Source organism: Sulfitobacter sp. SBS6, assembly GCF_048285585.1.
Lineage (GTDB): Bacteria > Pseudomonadota > Alphaproteobacteria > Rhodobacterales > Rhodobacteraceae > Sulfitobacter > Sulfitobacter pontiacus.
Genome location: NZ_JBLWBA010000005.1, coordinates 641,942 through 655,423 on the forward strand (window position 1 = coordinate 641,942; position 13,482 = coordinate 655,423).

Below are 13,482 nucleotides of genomic sequence, written 5' to 3' on the forward strand. Positions count from 1 at the left end.
TTAGGCCGCGGCGGGCATCTGGTCGGCCGCCGCGGCCTCTTGCTGCTGGCGCAGCTTGGGCATGGTAAAGATCACCAGCCCCAATGCGGCCACACCACACAGCGCGATGCTCACCACCATGGGCACGGCGGTGCCGTCAAAGAACGGCGTCGTCGCAGCGATGCAAAAGGCCCCCGTCAGCATTGTCAGGCTCCCACTCAGCGAGGACGCCATACCCGCGCGCCGCCCATGCGCATCAAGTGCCGCGACCATCGCCGACGGCACAACGACCCCCAGAAAGGAATAGGCCAGAAACAGCCCGATCAACAGCACCGGCAGCGTGCCGAAACCGGCCAGCACTACGCCCGTCAACAGCGCAGAGCAGACGGCAAAGCCGGTGACACCGCGCCCGATCAGCGTGGCAAGCCCCCACATATCCGCCAGACGCCCCGCCGCCTGCGTGGCGATAAAGAACCCCACCGCGTTAAAGGCGAAGGCCAGCGAGAACTCGGTCGGGGTCAGCCCGAATTGACCGGTGTAGACGAAGGACGCGCTGGAGATGAACAAGAAGAAGCTCGCCATGCCGAAACCCGCAATAAAGGTCAGGCCGACGAACACCGGATCGCGGAACAGGATACCACAGCTGCGCGACAGCTCGCGCAGATTGACCTTGCGGCGTTTGTCTGCGGTCAGCGTCTCGGGCAGCGCGATCTGCGCCATCGTCAACGTCGCCGCCGCAAGGATCGCGAGGGCGAGGAAAATCTCGCGCCAGCTGCCAAAGCTGACCACCGCGCTGCCCGCTAAAGGGGCCAGCATGGGCGAGACCGAGATCACCAGCATGATCGACGACATCAACCGCGTCGCCTGCGCTCCGGTGTACATATCGCGCACAATGGCACGGGGAATGACCATCACCGTCGCCCCGCCGATGCCCTGCACCAGACGCCCCAGCAACAGCGTCTCGATGTCGGGGGCCACAGCACATATCACCGCGCCGACGCAGAAAATGCTCATCCCGATGGCAAGGGTCTTTTTGCGCCCGATCTGGTCGGACAGCGGCCCATAGACCAGCTGCGACACGCCGTAGGCGAGGAAATAGGCGACCAGTGTGATCTGGGCCGCCGAGACAGAGACATCCAGCGCCTCTTCGATCGCGGGTAAGGCAGGCAGATACATGTCGATGGCAAAAGGACCTGTCACACAGATAGAGCCAAGAATAAGGGCGGTACGGAACATTCCGGCAGGCATGGGTAGTCCTTCAAATTTATGGGCAGGGCTGTGGGGGTGCCGCGCGTCGTGGCGCTCGGCCAGCGCTGAGCTAGCACATATGCACCCGACGGCAAGAATGCACCATGTTGTTTGTATGCATATACCGGCAATTCACTGCTTGTTGATCGAATTTTGCTCGTTCATGGGGCAAGACGTACTAGGTTCCAGAGGGAAGCCGTGGCCCCGCGGGCCGCGCAAACCGAAGGAGAGACCTCATGATCCGCAAGACACTCGCCGCGACAACGCTCGCCCTCACGACGCTGGCCGCCCTGCCCGCCGCCGCCGAGATCATCACCAAGATGAGCCCCCATTCCGTGCCCGACACAATCGACCGTCTGGAAGCAGCCGTGACCGAAGCCGGTGCCACGGTCTTTGCCCGCGTGCACCACGCCGAAGGGGCGACCAAAGTGGATATGGAGCTGCGCCCGACCACGCTGCTGATCTTTGGCAACCCCAAGCTGGGCACGCCTGCGATGCTGGATGGTCAGACCGCCGGTCTGGACCTGCCCATGCGCGTGCTGGCCTATGCCGATGACAGCGGCATGGTGCATGTCAGCTACCACGACCCCGCCACATTGGCCGCAGACCACGGGTTGCCCGATGACGCGGAGTATCTGACCAAAATGACCGGCGCGCTGGACAAGCTCACCGATAAGGCCATCGCGGAGGAATAACCCCCGCGCCGACCAAACCTTTGTGGCGCCAGCTATTCGCCCTCGGATTGCTGGCGTTGCCACAGTTGCGCGTAACGCCCGTTGCGTGCCAGCAGATCGTCATGGGTGCCCTGCTCGACCACCTCGCCTTGCTCCAGCACGACGATACGGTCCGCCTCGGCCACGGTGGACAGGCGGTGCGCGATGGTCAGCACCGTGCGCCCCTTGCCCGCCTGACGCAGGGCATCCTGAATCTCGTGCTCCGTCTCGCTGTCCAGCGCGCTTGTTGCTTCGTCCAGCAGCAGGATCGGCGGGTTTTTCAGCAGGGTCCGCGCGATACCGACACGCTGCTTTTCCCCCCCCGACAGTTTCAGCCCGCGTTCACCCACAGCGGTTTCATATCCGTGGGGCAAACGCTGGATAAAGTCGTGGATCTGCGCCGATTTTGCTGCCGCTTCGATGTCTTCTTGCGTGGCGTTATCGCGGCCATAGGCGATGTTATAGCCGATGGTATCATTGAACAGCACGGTATCCTGAGGCACCACGCCAATCGCGCGGTGCAGGCTGTCTTGGGTCACATCGCGCACATCTTGCCCGTCCACGCGCACGGCACCGCCCTGCACATCATAGAACCGGAACAGCAAACGCCCGATGGTGGATTTCCCCGATCCGGTAGAGCCGACAATCGCCACCATTTCTCCCGGGGCGGCTTCGATCGACACGCCCTTGAGGATCTCTCGGTCGTCGTCATAGCCAAAGCGCACATTGTCCAGCGTGACACGCCCGCCGGAGACTTGCAGCGCAGGGGCATCAGGCTTGTCCGAGATTTCGGCCGGTTGATCCAGCAACGTGAACATCTGCCCCATATCGACCAGCGCCTGACGGATTTCGCGATAGACGGTGCCAAGGAAGTTCAGCGGCACGGTCAACTGCACCATATAGGCGTTGACCATGACGAAATCCCCCACGGTAAGATCACCGTTCTGCACCCCGATAGCTGCCAGGATCATCACGCCGACCAACCCGCAGGTGATCAGCAACGACTGGCCGAAGTTCAGGAAGGCAAGCGAGTAGTTCGTCTTGATCGCCGCCTCTTCATAGCCTGCCATCGCCGCGTCATAACGCTGCGCCTCGCGCTGTTCGGCGACGAAATACTTGACGGTTTCATAGTTCAGCAGGCTGTCGATAGCCTTTTGGTTGGCATCTGTGTCGCGGTCGTTCATCTGGCGGCGCAGCTTCACGCGCCACTCGGTCACCGCGAAGGTAAACCAGACGTAAAGCCCGATGGTGACCGTCACGATCAGTAGATACCACGCGTCAAACAGCACGGTCAGGATGATGCCGACCAGCAGCAGCTCCAGAACCAGCGGCCCGATGGAGAAGAGCAAGAAGCGCAGCAGGAATTCGACACCCTTGACCCCACGTTCGATGATCCGGCTCAGCCCGCCGGTCTTGCGCGTGATGTGATAGCGCATCGACAGCTTGTGAATATGCTCGAACGTCTCCAGCGCAAGCATCCGCAGGGCGCGCTGGCCGACACGGGCAAAGACCGCGTCACGCAGCTGTTGAAAGCCCACGTTCATCGCGCGGGCCATACCATAGGCGATCGTCAGCCCCACCGCGCCAAGCGCCAGAAACGGCACGCCCTCATTCGCGAGAGCATCCACCGCGTCTTTGTAAAGTACGGGAATAACAACAGAAATCAGCTTGGACACCACCAAGAAGATCAGCGCCCAGACCACGCGTTTCTTGACCCAAGGCATATCGTCGGGCCACAGGTACGGAGCCACCTTGCGCAGGACAAGCAGGTTCGACTGCCGCTCTGCAGCTTGGGCGATCTCCTCTTCTGTCATGGGATATTGGGTGGCGGGTTTGGGCTGGCTGGCAGTGCGCGGGCTATCGGCTGACATGAACGATCCTGTGTGGTTGCCCCTTACATAGGGCCGTCAGCCGGATCATGCCAGTGCAGCAGTTTCATCTGTCTGCATAGCCGCTCGTCAATCGGGCAGATCAAAGACCTGACCGGGGTAGATCAGATCGGGATCGCGGATTGATGAGCGGTTGGCGGCAAAGACGCGCACATAAAGCGTCGGGTCACCATAGCGTTCGCGCGCGATGGCCCAAAGCGTGGCCCCTTCCTGCACGGTCACCGCCTTGATCGGGCCGTCGTTGTCTGCGGTGGCACGGGCCAGCACCTCGGGGGATTCACGTTTGAACGGGGTTTCGACGCGGCTGATCACGTCGCCGCCCTGATCCAGCTCATCCACGCGCAGGGTGTAGATGCCGGTCTTGATATCCTCGATATCGCCACGCCAACGGCCTTGGGGGTCCACCTCAAGCGCGCCGACGCTGCGGTTGTCCAGATAGACCCGCACGGAAGACGCCTGCGCCTGTGCGCGCCCCGCCAGCCGGACCTCGCCCTCATCGGAATAGGTGATCGTGTCAAGCGCGATGCGGTCGGTCACCTCGGGCGCGGTGCCGTGCAACAATTCCACCCCGTCGGCGTCGGATTTCAACAGGGCGACGGGGGTATCTTCTGTGGGGGGCGCGGGATCGGGCTGCGGCGTCACGGCGGCGACCTCGGTCATCTCGGGGGCGCTGTTCTCGGGTGCTTCCCCCAGCGGTTCCGCGACCGGAGCGGAGGCTGCTTCAGGGGCCGTGTCGTCTGGCGCGGCCTCTGATGTGGCCTCTGATGTGGTGTCTATGGATACGTCTGCTGGTTCCGCCAGCGCCACCTGCGCCACGGCAGGCGCGGTGATCGGGGCCAAGATGACTTCCTCGACCGAGGCGACAGGGCCTGTTTCGGCATCCGCGCTCAGGCTCAGGATCTTGCCGCTGCCATCGGGCGGCAAAATGGCAAGCGTGGCGAATTTGCCAGAGCGATCGGCCTGCGCGCTGGCGACCTCTGCCCCGTTGCTGATGACGCTGACGCGGGCCCCTGGTGCTGCGCGGCCTGCGATCACGGTCATCCCGTCCCCCTCGCGGCGCACCTCGTCAAAGCTGGGGGTGGCGGGCGATGCGGCAGGGTCAGGCGTTTGCGGCGCAGGGGGAACGGTGGCGGCGGCCTTGGTGTCTTGGGGTGCGGTGGCGGTCTGCGCGGGGGGCTGGGCCGCGGGTTTCGGCTGGGCGGCAGTGTCTTTCGCCGTATCCGGCACGACGGGACCCGCATCTTGCGACCAGATATATCCCGCAACGGCAACCGCCACGACCAGCGCGGCGCCCGCAAACTGAGCACCCCGCGTTTGAAACACCGACATCCCGTTCATCCCTTTGAACTTCCCCACATTGAGGACTTGTACCAAGCAGGCTATCACGGGTCAAAATGCAGCTGCATGCCATGTGCATATTCGCAAAAAGGACCCCCGTTTATGATCCAGAAATCCGTATGTGTTTACTGCGGCTCGCGCCCCGGTGATGACCCCGAATATACCGCACAAGCCGACGCTTTGGGGCGCGCTTTGGCGCAGAACGACTGGCGGCTGGTCTATGGCGCGGGGGACGTGGGGCTGATGGGCACCGTTGCACGCGCAGCACAAACGGCGGGCGGCACGACCTTTGGCGTGATCCCCGATCATCTGGTGAAATGGGAGGTCGGAAAGACCGATCTGACCACCTATGTCGTGACCGAAACCATGCATGAACGCAAAAAGGTGATGTTCATGAACTGCGATGCCGTGGTGGTCCTGCCCGGCGGTGCCGGATCACTGGACGAGCTCTTCGAAGTGCTGACCTGGCGCCAGTTGGGGCTACATCAGAAACCGGTAATCCTATTGAATACAAATGGTTACTGGGATCCACTCACAGCGCTTCTGGATCATGTCGTCGCCCGCGGCTTTGCCGAAGAAAGCCTGCTTGGCTATGTGGATACGGTCGATGACGTTGACGGCGCGCTGGACGTTCTGCGCCGCAGCCTGACCGCATAGAGGTACGCATGGCAGCTCGCGCGGTAGTGCAGAAAGCGCCTGCGCGACAACGGGTTGACCGGCGGCGAAGCAGGATCAGGAGTGTTATGGGCGGTAGGTGAAAACGGCCGACGCCATACTCCCTGTTCGCCGCGAGGACGCGCGATACAGCAAAGGGCACCCACGGTTGGATGCCCTTTCAAATCACCGCCCTGCGGCAACCCCAAGACCTATAGATCCGGCCGCATAGCCAGAATTCAACTGTTGCTATGCGGCCACATCATCACGCTGTTTCAAGCGTCGATTTCACGATATTCTCGATCTCTTCGATGGGGTGGTTCGTCAGCGTCTTGGGGATTTCGCCCACGACCTTGTCTGCGACCTCTTTGTGCATCTCGTGACGCAACTCGCCCAGAGTGTTCGGCGGTGCGACCAGAATGATCTTGTCAAACCTGCCCTTATGCGCCTGTTTGTACAGGATATCCGCCAGCTCGCTGGCAAAGCGGTCCTTGGACAGCTGGTGCCAGTCGGTGTCGTCCACAGCCGAGCGGTGCACGGACGGGCCATCGTTGAAGCGTCCACGACGATTGGCGGCCTGATCGCGGTTGGGCGGGTTGTCCTGCTCTTCCTCGCGGAAGACCTGCAGGAACGGATCCTCTCCGTCGGTTTCATTCACCATGAACAGCGCTTTTTCACCGTCTGCGATCAGCACCCAAGTGCCATTTTCAATCTTGGTCATGCGTCTTCTCCGTGGTTGCGTTTGTCTTCGCCAGTGACGCGGGTGTCAGCGCCGGGTTTGTCGACCACCTGTTTCTCTTCGTCTTGTGTGCCGACATCGCGTTGCAGCCCGCCGCCCGAGCGGCCCTGATGGTCAATATCATCGGCTTCGCTGATGTATTTGTCGGTTTCCTTGACGCCGTCCTTCGATCTGTGACGCTCTGCCATCGTGGTCTCCTTCTCATCTTGTGGGTTCATGGGTAAAACGCCCCAATCACGCCCGCGGTTCCACAAGAAAAGGCCCCACAGCGGAATGCTGCAGGGCCTTTCACATAAATATTTCAACAGGTTGGCGCGATGCCTTAACCCATCATATCGCGATTACATGCGCGACGCGACATTGTCCCAGTTGACCAGATTGTCGAGGAAGTTCGACAGGTAGTCGGGGCGCGCGTTGCGGAAATCGATGTAGTAGGAGTGTTCCCAAACGTCGCAGCCCAGCAGTGCGGTCTGACCAAAGCAGACAGGGTTCACGCCGTTTTCGGTCTTGGTCACTTTCAGGCCACCGTCGGTGTCCTTGACCAGCCACGCCCAACCGGAGCCGAACTGACCGCCACCGGCTGCCTTGAATTCATCCTTGAACTTATCGACAGAGCCAAAGCTTTCGGTGATCGCTTTTTCCAGCTCGGACGGCATTTTGCTGTCTTCGGGGGACATCATTTCCCAGAACTGGTTGTGGTTCCACAGCTGGCTGATGTTGTTGAAGATACCGCTTTGCGCAACCGCGTCAGGGTTGTAGGTGCCCTTGATGATTTCCTCGAGGGTCTTGCCTTCCCACTCGGTGCCTTCAATGGCTTTGTTGCCGTTGGTCACATAGGCGTTGTGGTGCTTATCGTGGTGATATTCCAGCGTTTCCTTGGACATACCTTTGGATGCAAGCGCATCGTGGGCATAGGGAAGATCAGGAAGAGTAAAAGCCATGAGAAAAGCCTCCGTTATTGAATTGCGTCTGGGTCACATGAAGCCCGTCCCGTCATAAGGTCAAGTGCTGATCGACCCGCAAGGGGGAAACCGGCACAGCCGACGGGGCGCTTCTATCGTCACCCGCTTAAGGGTAAAACGGCTGGCTGGGGCGAATGTTCCCGCCAGTCCGCCGCCCTGCCCCTGACCAGCGGCTTACCGCGCGGTGCTATAATATTCGGGGGCGGACCCGGGCTGTGCCGCGGTTTTAAGCAGATCAAACACATATTGCGCGACCGAGCGGAAGCAAACCAGACGGAAGCTGTCGCCGTCCTCGATCCAGAACGCCGCCGGCACCTGCGCCAGCCGCGTGCGGCGGATCATGCCGGGGGTGAAACTGTCTGGCGACAGATCCACGGGGGCGAGCTTGGCCAGCACATCGCGGCTGTGCGCCCCGCTGATGCGAAACACCGCCCGCGCATCGGATACATTGACCGCCAACGTGTGATTGCTGCCAAAGCATTTGGTCAGCATGTCGATGGTGTCGCTGACCTGATCGTAGGGGCAGAGCAACAACAGCTCGTCCGGTGACATCCACGCGACACCGCGATCCCCGTTGATCTGGACACTGCGTGTATCGGGAAGGCCCAGGCCAACGGCTTTTTTCAGCGCCTTCTTCATATAGCCCGCCCCCAGATCCCCGCGGACAGAGATCATGCCAATCGGGTCCATCAGGGTCACCTCGGCAATGCCGCCGGTGAATTCCGCCGCTTTCAATGCGCTTACCGCCTCAGACATTTTGCTTGGCCCCTTCTTTGTCATAGAACACCGGATCGACGATTTTCGCCTGATAGGTCTTGCCGTCGGTCCCGGGGAAATCGATCACCTCGCCCATGCGGTCCGGCCCGTTCAGCACCAGCCCCATCGCGATCCCCTTGCCCAAGGTCGGCGAATGATAGGTCGAGGTGACGCGCCCGATCATATTGCGCTGGCCGTTCTCGTTCACGCCCTCGCCCACGGCATAGGCCCCGTCCGGCAGGGTGCTGCCGTCGGTTGTTTCCAGCCCCACCAGCTTCCAGCGCGTCGGGTCCACCATATGGGACCGCTGCTGCGCGCGCTTGCCCAAGTAGTCGTCTTTCTTTTTCGAGATCGCCCAGTTCAGCCCCAGATCCTGCGGGATCACAGTACCGTCGGTTTCGTCGCCGATCATGATAAAGCCCTTTTCGGCGCGCAGGATGTGCAGACATTCGGTCCCATAGGGCATCACGCCCAGATCATTGCCCGCCACCATCAGCGCATCCCAGAAGGCCTGTCCCTGCCCTGCATCCACCGCGATCTCGTAGCTCAGCTCGCCCGAGAAAGAGATCCGGTAAACGCGGCACTTGAAGCCCCCCAGCGTGCCGTCCGCCCACTCCATGAAGGCCAGCGCGTCTTTGCTGACATCCATGCCGCCCAGCTTTTCCAGACATTTGCGTGCGTTGGGGCCGACCACGGCGATCTGCGCATATTGCTCGGTGACATTGGCAACATAGACGTTGAAATCCCACCACTCGGTCTGGAGCCATTCTTCCATATGCTGGTGGATGCTTTCCGCGCCGCCCGTCGTTGTGTGGCACAGGAAGGTGTCGTCATCGATCCGCGCAACGACACCATCGTCGATCAGGAACCCGTTTTCCGAACACATCAGGCCATAGCGGCATTTACCCGGTTTCAGCGTGCTCATCATATTGGTGTACAGCATGTCGAGGAAGCGCCCCGCGTCCGGTCCTTTGACGATGATCTTGCCAAGGGTGGAGGCATCAAGCATCCCCAGTTTGCTGCGGGTATTGGTGACCTCGCGCATCACCGCGTCATGGGTGGTTTCGCCCTTGCGCGGATAGGCATAGGGGCGTCGCCATTGGCCGACGGGTTCCCATTCGGCACCGTTCGCGTCGTGCCAATCATGCAGCGGGGTGCGGCGGATCGGTTGGAACACATCGCCACGCGCCTCGCCCGCGATCGCGCCCATCGAAATCGGGTGGTACGGCGGGCGGAAGGTGGTGGTCCCAACGGCGGGAATATCCGCATCCATCGCGCCCGCCAGCGTTGCCAGCCCGTTGATATTGCTGAGCTTCCCTTGATCCGTTGCCATGCCGAGCGTGGTATAGCGTTTGGCGTGTTCGACGCTGACAAAGCCTTCTTGCGCGGCAAGCCGCACGTCTGACACTTTGACATCGTTCTGATAATCCAGCCACGTCTTCTCGCGCAGCTTCACATTTGCGCCTTGCGGCATCATCCAGACGGGGGCGAGCGGCGCTTCCTCTTGCCGGTCGGCGTTTGGCGAGACGGCATCGGCGGGCAGCTTGAACCCCAGCGTCGTGACCACCCCATCGGCGGCGGCATGGGCGTCGTGCAAGATATCATCCAGCGCAAAGAACCCACCCGCGGCACCGGCAGCGGTGACAAAACCATGCCCGTCCGCCCCCAGCGGCGGATTGTTCACATCGGGGCGGAACATGGCCCCGGCGGTATCCCAGGTCAGCTTGCCGCCGCAATGGGACCACAGATGCACCACCGGCGACCAGCCGCCCGACATGGCCACGGCGTCACAGGGGAAGGTTTCAAGCACCGCACCCTCGCCCGCTTGGCTGCACACCTCTACGCCCGTGACGCGTTTGCCGCCTGTGACCCGCGCCACGGCATGACCTATCATAACGCGAATGCCCAGATCTTTGGCGCGCGTCATCAGCGCGGAATCCTGCGGCAGCACGCGGGCATCCAGAATGGCGGGCACGGTCAGACCGGCCTCGGTCAAGGCGATGGCGGTGCGGTAGGCGTCGTCATTATTGGTGACCACCACCGTGCGATCCCCGACCGACACGCCATAGTTCACCAGATAATCCCGCACAGATGCGGCCAGCATCACGCCCGGGATGTCATTGCCAGCAAAGGACAAAGGCCGTTCAATCGCGCCGGTGGCGGTCACGATATGACCGGCGCGAATGCGCCAGAGCCGGTGGCGCGGTCCGGCAGTCTCGGGCGCGTGGTCCGTCAGACGTTCATAGCCCAGCACATAGCCGTGGTCATAGACTCCCGCCCCCATGACACGGGTGCGCAGGGTAACGTTTGCCATCCCCGACAGCTCTGCCACCAGCGCGTCAATGAAATCGGCGACGGGTGTGCCATCGACCGTGCCGCCATCCACGGGCGCGCGGCCGCCCCAATGGGCGGTCTGTTCCAGCACGATGACCTTGGCACCGGACAGGGCCGCGGTGCGCGCGGCCTCTAGCCCCGCGACACCGCCGCCGATGATCAGCACATCGCAAAAGGCGTGGAAATGTTCATAGGTATCGCCATCGGTCTCCTTGGGCGCTTTGCCCAGACCGGCAGAGTGGCGGATGATCGGCTCGTAGACATGCTTCCAGAAGGGGCGCGGGTGGATGAACATCTTGTAGTAGAAGCCCGCGGGCAGAAAGCGGCTCAGGTGTTTGTTGATCGCGCCAACGTCGAACTCGAGGCTGGGCCAATGGTTCTGGCTTTCCGCCTTGAGCCCGTCGAAAAGATCGGTGGTCGTGGCGCGTTGGTTGGGCTCGAACCGGTCGCCCTGCCCGAGGTTCACCAGCGCGTTGGGTTCTTCCGGGCCCGCCGCCACGATGCCGCGCGGACGGTGGTATTTGAACGACCGCCCCACCAGCATCTGGTCATTCGCCAGCAAGGCCGAGGCCAGGGTATCGCCCTCGAACCCGCGCAGCTGCTTTCCGTTGAACGAAAAACCGACAGCATTTGATTTGTTCAGCAGGCGGCCGCCTGTGGCAATTCTGGTGCTCATGAAGTCAAACCTTGGTGTGGGGCGAAAGCGCGGGCGCCTCCGGCGGGAGTTTTCTTGGCAAAATGAAGAACGGCAGCGGTCATGGGGCGGCGGCGGCCTGCCAATCGGGGCGACGGTCCTGTATCTTGTCGATGATCTCTTGCGGGACCGTGCTGGTCTGGGCGGTATAGGTGCCGAAGACTTCGAGCGTCATGGTATCGCGCGCGGCGTGGAACCATTTGCCACAGCCATAGACATGCCGCCAGCGTTCAAAATGCACGCCCTTGGGGTTTTCCCGCATAAAGAGGTATTTTTCGAAGTCGCTGTCAGAGGACCCCGGACCAAAACGTTTCAGATGCGCCTCGCCGCCCGCGTGGAATTCGGTTTCCTCGGCGGTGATGCCGCAGTTGGGGCATGTCAGGGTCAGCATGGGGCGCGCCTTTCTAGGGTCGGTTGAAACGCAAAAAGGCCAGCCCCCGCGCGAGGGCCAGCCTTGATCATATTGGATAGAGCGGAAAGCGGCTTAGTTGCCGGTTGCTTCCTCGGCCGCGCCTTCGACGGCATCGGCAGCACCATCAGCCGCGCCTTCGACGTTGACGTTGATGTCACCGGAGTCGTCCATCGGGTTGCCACCGGCGAAGAAGTAAAAGCCGAAGCCAAGGACCAGAACGACGAGAACGCCGATGACGATCCCCGATCCGGTGCCGCTGGTTTTGTTGACGGTGGTGTGTGGCGCTTGGTTGTTGTCAGGCGTAGCCATGGAAATGGTCCTTCATAAACTTGATATGAAGTGCAAACCCCGTTCACGGGCAAAAAGTTCCACAGCCCCATAGGGCGGGCAGGTTTCCGCGCGCCGATCAATGCGCCACCCCGGCGGCCACGGATTCGTCGATGAACCGCCCTTCTTGGAACCGGTTCAGGCCGAAGGCATCCGTAAGCGGCGACCGTCCCTTGGCCATCAGCTCGGCCATGGCCCAGCCCGAGCCGGGGATCGCCTTGAACCCGCCGGTCCCCCAGCCACAGTTGACAAACACGCCCTCGACCGGTGTTTTGGACAGGATCGGAGAGCGGTCCCCCGTCACATCCACAATCCCGCCCCATTGGCGCAACATCTTGAGACGGGACACCATCGGGAAGGTCTCGACCAAGGCGCGTACCGTTTCCTCGATATGATGGAAAGAGCCGCGTTGGGTGTAGTTGTTATAGCCATCCGTCCCGCCGCCGATCACCATCTCGCCCTTGTCGGATTGGCTCATGTAGCCATGCACCGTATTGGCCATGACCACGACATCCATGCAGGGTTTGATCGGCTCTGAGACCAGCGCTTGCAGGGCGACAGATTCGATGGGCAGACGGAAGCCCGCCATATCAGCCAGATGACCAGAGTGGCCGGCGACCACCATGCCCAGCTTGTCACAGTCGATATCGCCACGGTTGGTCGACACGCCCGTCACCTTGCCGTTTTCCTGACGGATGCCGGTGACCTCGCATTTCTGGATCACGTCCATGCCCATGTCGGAACAGGCCCGCGCATAGCCCCAGGCCACCGCATCATGGCGTGCTGTGCCGCCACGGCGCTGCCAGAGCCCGCCCAGAACCGGATAACGTGGCCCGTCGATATTGATGATCGGCACCAGTTCCTTGACCTTTTCGGGCCCGATGAATTCGGTCTGCACCCCCTGCAGCGCGTTGGCATGGGCCGTGCGCTGGTAGCCACGCACCTCGTGATGGGTCTGCGCCAGCATGATCACGCCGCGCGGGCTGAACATGACGTTATAGTTCAGATCCTGGCTCATCGTCTCGTAAAGCGACCGCGCCTTTTCATAGATCGCGGCGGAGGGGTCTTGCAGGTAGTTGGACCGGATGATCGTGGTGTTGCGGCCCGTGTTGCCGCCCCCGAGCCAGCCTTTTTCCAGAATGGCGACATTGGTGATGCCGAAGTTTTTACCCAGGTAATAGGCCGTCGCCAGACCATGCCCCCCGGCCCCGACGATGATCACGTCATAGCGTTTCTTCGGCTGTGCATCGCGCCAGGCCCGCTGCCAGCCGGTATGATGGCGCAGGGCTTCGCGGGCGACGGCAAAGGCTGAGTATTTCTTCATGAAAGCGGTCTCCGGCAAAGATTCGTACGCCGCGGCGTAGGCTTGGCTTCTTTCTGGGTCTTCGGGCGAAAAAGAGGATACCCGGCGCGGCATTCCTTAACAGTTTTACGACA

13 protein-coding genes are annotated in these 13,482 nt (G+C 61.6%); 2 read left to right on the plus strand and 11 right to left on the minus strand.

What is annotated here, in order from left to right; translation table 11 throughout:
- Positions 1-1,227 carry a multidrug effflux MFS transporter gene (locus ACNQ62_RS06540; protein WP_418094464.1) on the minus strand — a complete coding sequence of 409 codons (1,227 nt, stop codon included), beginning with the start codon at positions 1,225-1,227 and terminating at the stop codon, positions 1-3.
- A 236-nt stretch (positions 1,228-1,463) separates the two neighbouring features.
- Between ACNQ62_RS06540 and ACNQ62_RS06545 the strand changes: the two genes are divergently transcribed.
- Positions 1,464-1,922 carry a DUF302 domain-containing protein gene (locus ACNQ62_RS06545; RefSeq protein WP_418094465.1) on the plus strand — a complete coding sequence of 153 codons (459 nt, stop codon included), beginning with the start codon at positions 1,464-1,466 and terminating at the stop codon, positions 1,920-1,922.
- A 32-nt stretch (positions 1,923-1,954) separates the two neighbouring features.
- On the opposite strand, the gene ACNQ62_RS06550 is transcribed toward ACNQ62_RS06545, so the two are convergent.
- On the minus strand, positions 1,955-3,754 hold the full coding sequence (locus ACNQ62_RS06550) for an ABCB family ABC transporter ATP-binding protein/permease (protein ID WP_418094698.1): 1,800 nt from the start codon (positions 3,752-3,754) through the stop codon (positions 1,955-1,957).
- A gap of 144 nt (positions 3,755-3,898) precedes the next feature.
- A complete protein-coding gene (locus ACNQ62_RS06555) occupies positions 3,899-5,158 on the minus strand; it encodes a peptigoglycan-binding protein LysM (protein ID WP_418094466.1) in 1,260 nt (419 codons plus the stop codon).
- Between the two features lie 111 nt (positions 5,159-5,269).
- Here ACNQ62_RS06555 and ACNQ62_RS06560 point away from each other — a divergent pair, with 111 nt between their 5' ends.
- Positions 5,270-5,824 (plus strand): TIGR00730 family Rossman fold protein, encoded by a 555-nt coding sequence (locus tag ACNQ62_RS06560; protein WP_005852616.1) that lies wholly within the window; start codon positions 5,270-5,272, stop codon positions 5,822-5,824.
- A gap of 262 nt (positions 5,825-6,086) precedes the next feature.
- Here the strand turns inward: ACNQ62_RS06560 and ACNQ62_RS06565 are convergent, their stop codons facing one another.
- The 8 genes from ACNQ62_RS06565 to ACNQ62_RS06600 form a co-directional block, all read right to left on the minus strand.
- Complete coding sequence (locus tag ACNQ62_RS06565; protein ID WP_037943926.1) at positions 6,087-6,542, minus strand: host attachment family protein; 456 nt, start codon at positions 6,540-6,542, stop codon at positions 6,087-6,089.
- Positions 6,539-6,778, minus strand: a complete 240-nt coding sequence (locus ACNQ62_RS06570; RefSeq protein WP_009826641.1) for a hypothetical protein — start codon at positions 6,776-6,778, stop codon at positions 6,539-6,541. The genes ACNQ62_RS06565 and ACNQ62_RS06570 overlap by 4 nt, the downstream gene beginning before the upstream one ends.
- A gap of 123 nt (positions 6,779-6,901) precedes the next feature.
- Positions 6,902-7,501, minus strand: coding sequence for a superoxide dismutase (locus ACNQ62_RS06575; RefSeq protein WP_005852611.1), 600 nt, complete (start codon positions 7,499-7,501; stop codon positions 6,902-6,904).
- Positions 7,502-7,696: 195 nt separating this feature from the next.
- A complete protein-coding gene (locus ACNQ62_RS06580) occupies positions 7,697-8,278 on the minus strand; it encodes a sarcosine oxidase subunit gamma (protein ID WP_260001808.1) in 582 nt (193 codons plus the stop codon).
- Positions 8,271-11,288, minus strand: a complete 3,018-nt coding sequence (locus ACNQ62_RS06585) for a sarcosine oxidase subunit alpha family protein (RefSeq protein ID WP_418094467.1) — start codon at positions 11,286-11,288, stop codon at positions 8,271-8,273. The genes ACNQ62_RS06580 and ACNQ62_RS06585 overlap by 8 nt, the downstream gene beginning before the upstream one ends.
- A gap of 79 nt (positions 11,289-11,367) precedes the next feature.
- On the minus strand, positions 11,368-11,697 hold the full coding sequence (locus ACNQ62_RS06590; protein ID WP_074635171.1) for a sarcosine oxidase subunit delta: 330 nt from the start codon (positions 11,695-11,697) through the stop codon (positions 11,368-11,370).
- 93 nt (positions 11,698-11,790) lie between these two features.
- On the minus strand, positions 11,791-12,027 hold the full coding sequence (locus tag ACNQ62_RS06595) for a hypothetical protein (protein ID WP_005852605.1): 237 nt from the start codon (positions 12,025-12,027) through the stop codon (positions 11,791-11,793).
- A gap of 97 nt (positions 12,028-12,124) precedes the next feature.
- A complete protein-coding gene (locus tag ACNQ62_RS06600) occupies positions 12,125-13,369 on the minus strand; it encodes a sarcosine oxidase subunit beta family protein (RefSeq protein ID WP_039912259.1) in 1,245 nt (414 codons plus the stop codon).
- Between the last annotated feature and the right edge of the window lie 113 nt (positions 13,370-13,482).

Excerpts from the sequence above, each read along its gene's own strand:
- ACNQ62_RS06540 (WP_418094464.1), bottom strand. The coding sequence starts at position 1,227 with ATGCCTGCCGGAATGTTCCGTACCGCCCTTATTCTTGGCTCTATCTGT.
- ACNQ62_RS06545 (WP_418094465.1), top strand. The coding sequence starts at position 1,464 with ATGATCCGCAAGACACTCGCCGCGACAACGCTCGCCCTCACGACGCTG.
- ACNQ62_RS06550 (WP_418094698.1), bottom strand. The coding sequence starts at position 3,754 with ATGACAGAAGAGGAGATCGCCCAAGCTGCAGAGCGGCAGTCGAACCTG.
- ACNQ62_RS06555 (WP_418094466.1), bottom strand. The coding sequence starts at position 5,158 with ATGTCGGTGTTTCAAACGCGGGGTGCTCAGTTTGCGGGCGCCGCGCTG.
- ACNQ62_RS06560 (WP_005852616.1), top strand. The coding sequence starts at position 5,270 with ATGATCCAGAAATCCGTATGTGTTTACTGCGGCTCGCGCCCCGGTGAT.
- ACNQ62_RS06565 (WP_037943926.1), bottom strand. The coding sequence starts at position 6,542 with ATGACCAAGATTGAAAATGGCACTTGGGTGCTGATCGCAGACGGTGAA.
- ACNQ62_RS06570 (WP_009826641.1), bottom strand. The coding sequence starts at position 6,778 with ATGAACCCACAAGATGAGAAGGAGACCACGATGGCAGAGCGTCACAGA.
- ACNQ62_RS06575 (WP_005852611.1), bottom strand. The coding sequence starts at position 7,501 with ATGGCTTTTACTCTTCCTGATCTTCCCTATGCCCACGATGCGCTTGCA.
- ACNQ62_RS06580 (WP_260001808.1), bottom strand. The coding sequence starts at position 8,278 with ATGTCTGAGGCGGTAAGCGCATTGAAAGCGGCGGAATTCACCGGCGGC.
- ACNQ62_RS06585 (WP_418094467.1), bottom strand. The coding sequence starts at position 11,288 with ATGAGCACCAGAATTGCCACAGGCGGCCGCCTGCTGAACAAATCAAAT.
- ACNQ62_RS06590 (WP_074635171.1), bottom strand. The coding sequence starts at position 11,697 with ATGCTGACCCTGACATGCCCCAACTGCGGCATCACCGCCGAGGAAACC.
- ACNQ62_RS06595 (WP_005852605.1), bottom strand. The coding sequence starts at position 12,027 with ATGGCTACGCCTGACAACAACCAAGCGCCACACACCACCGTCAACAAA.
- ACNQ62_RS06600 (WP_039912259.1), bottom strand. The coding sequence starts at position 13,369 with ATGAAGAAATACTCAGCCTTTGCCGTCGCCCGCGAAGCCCTGCGCCAT.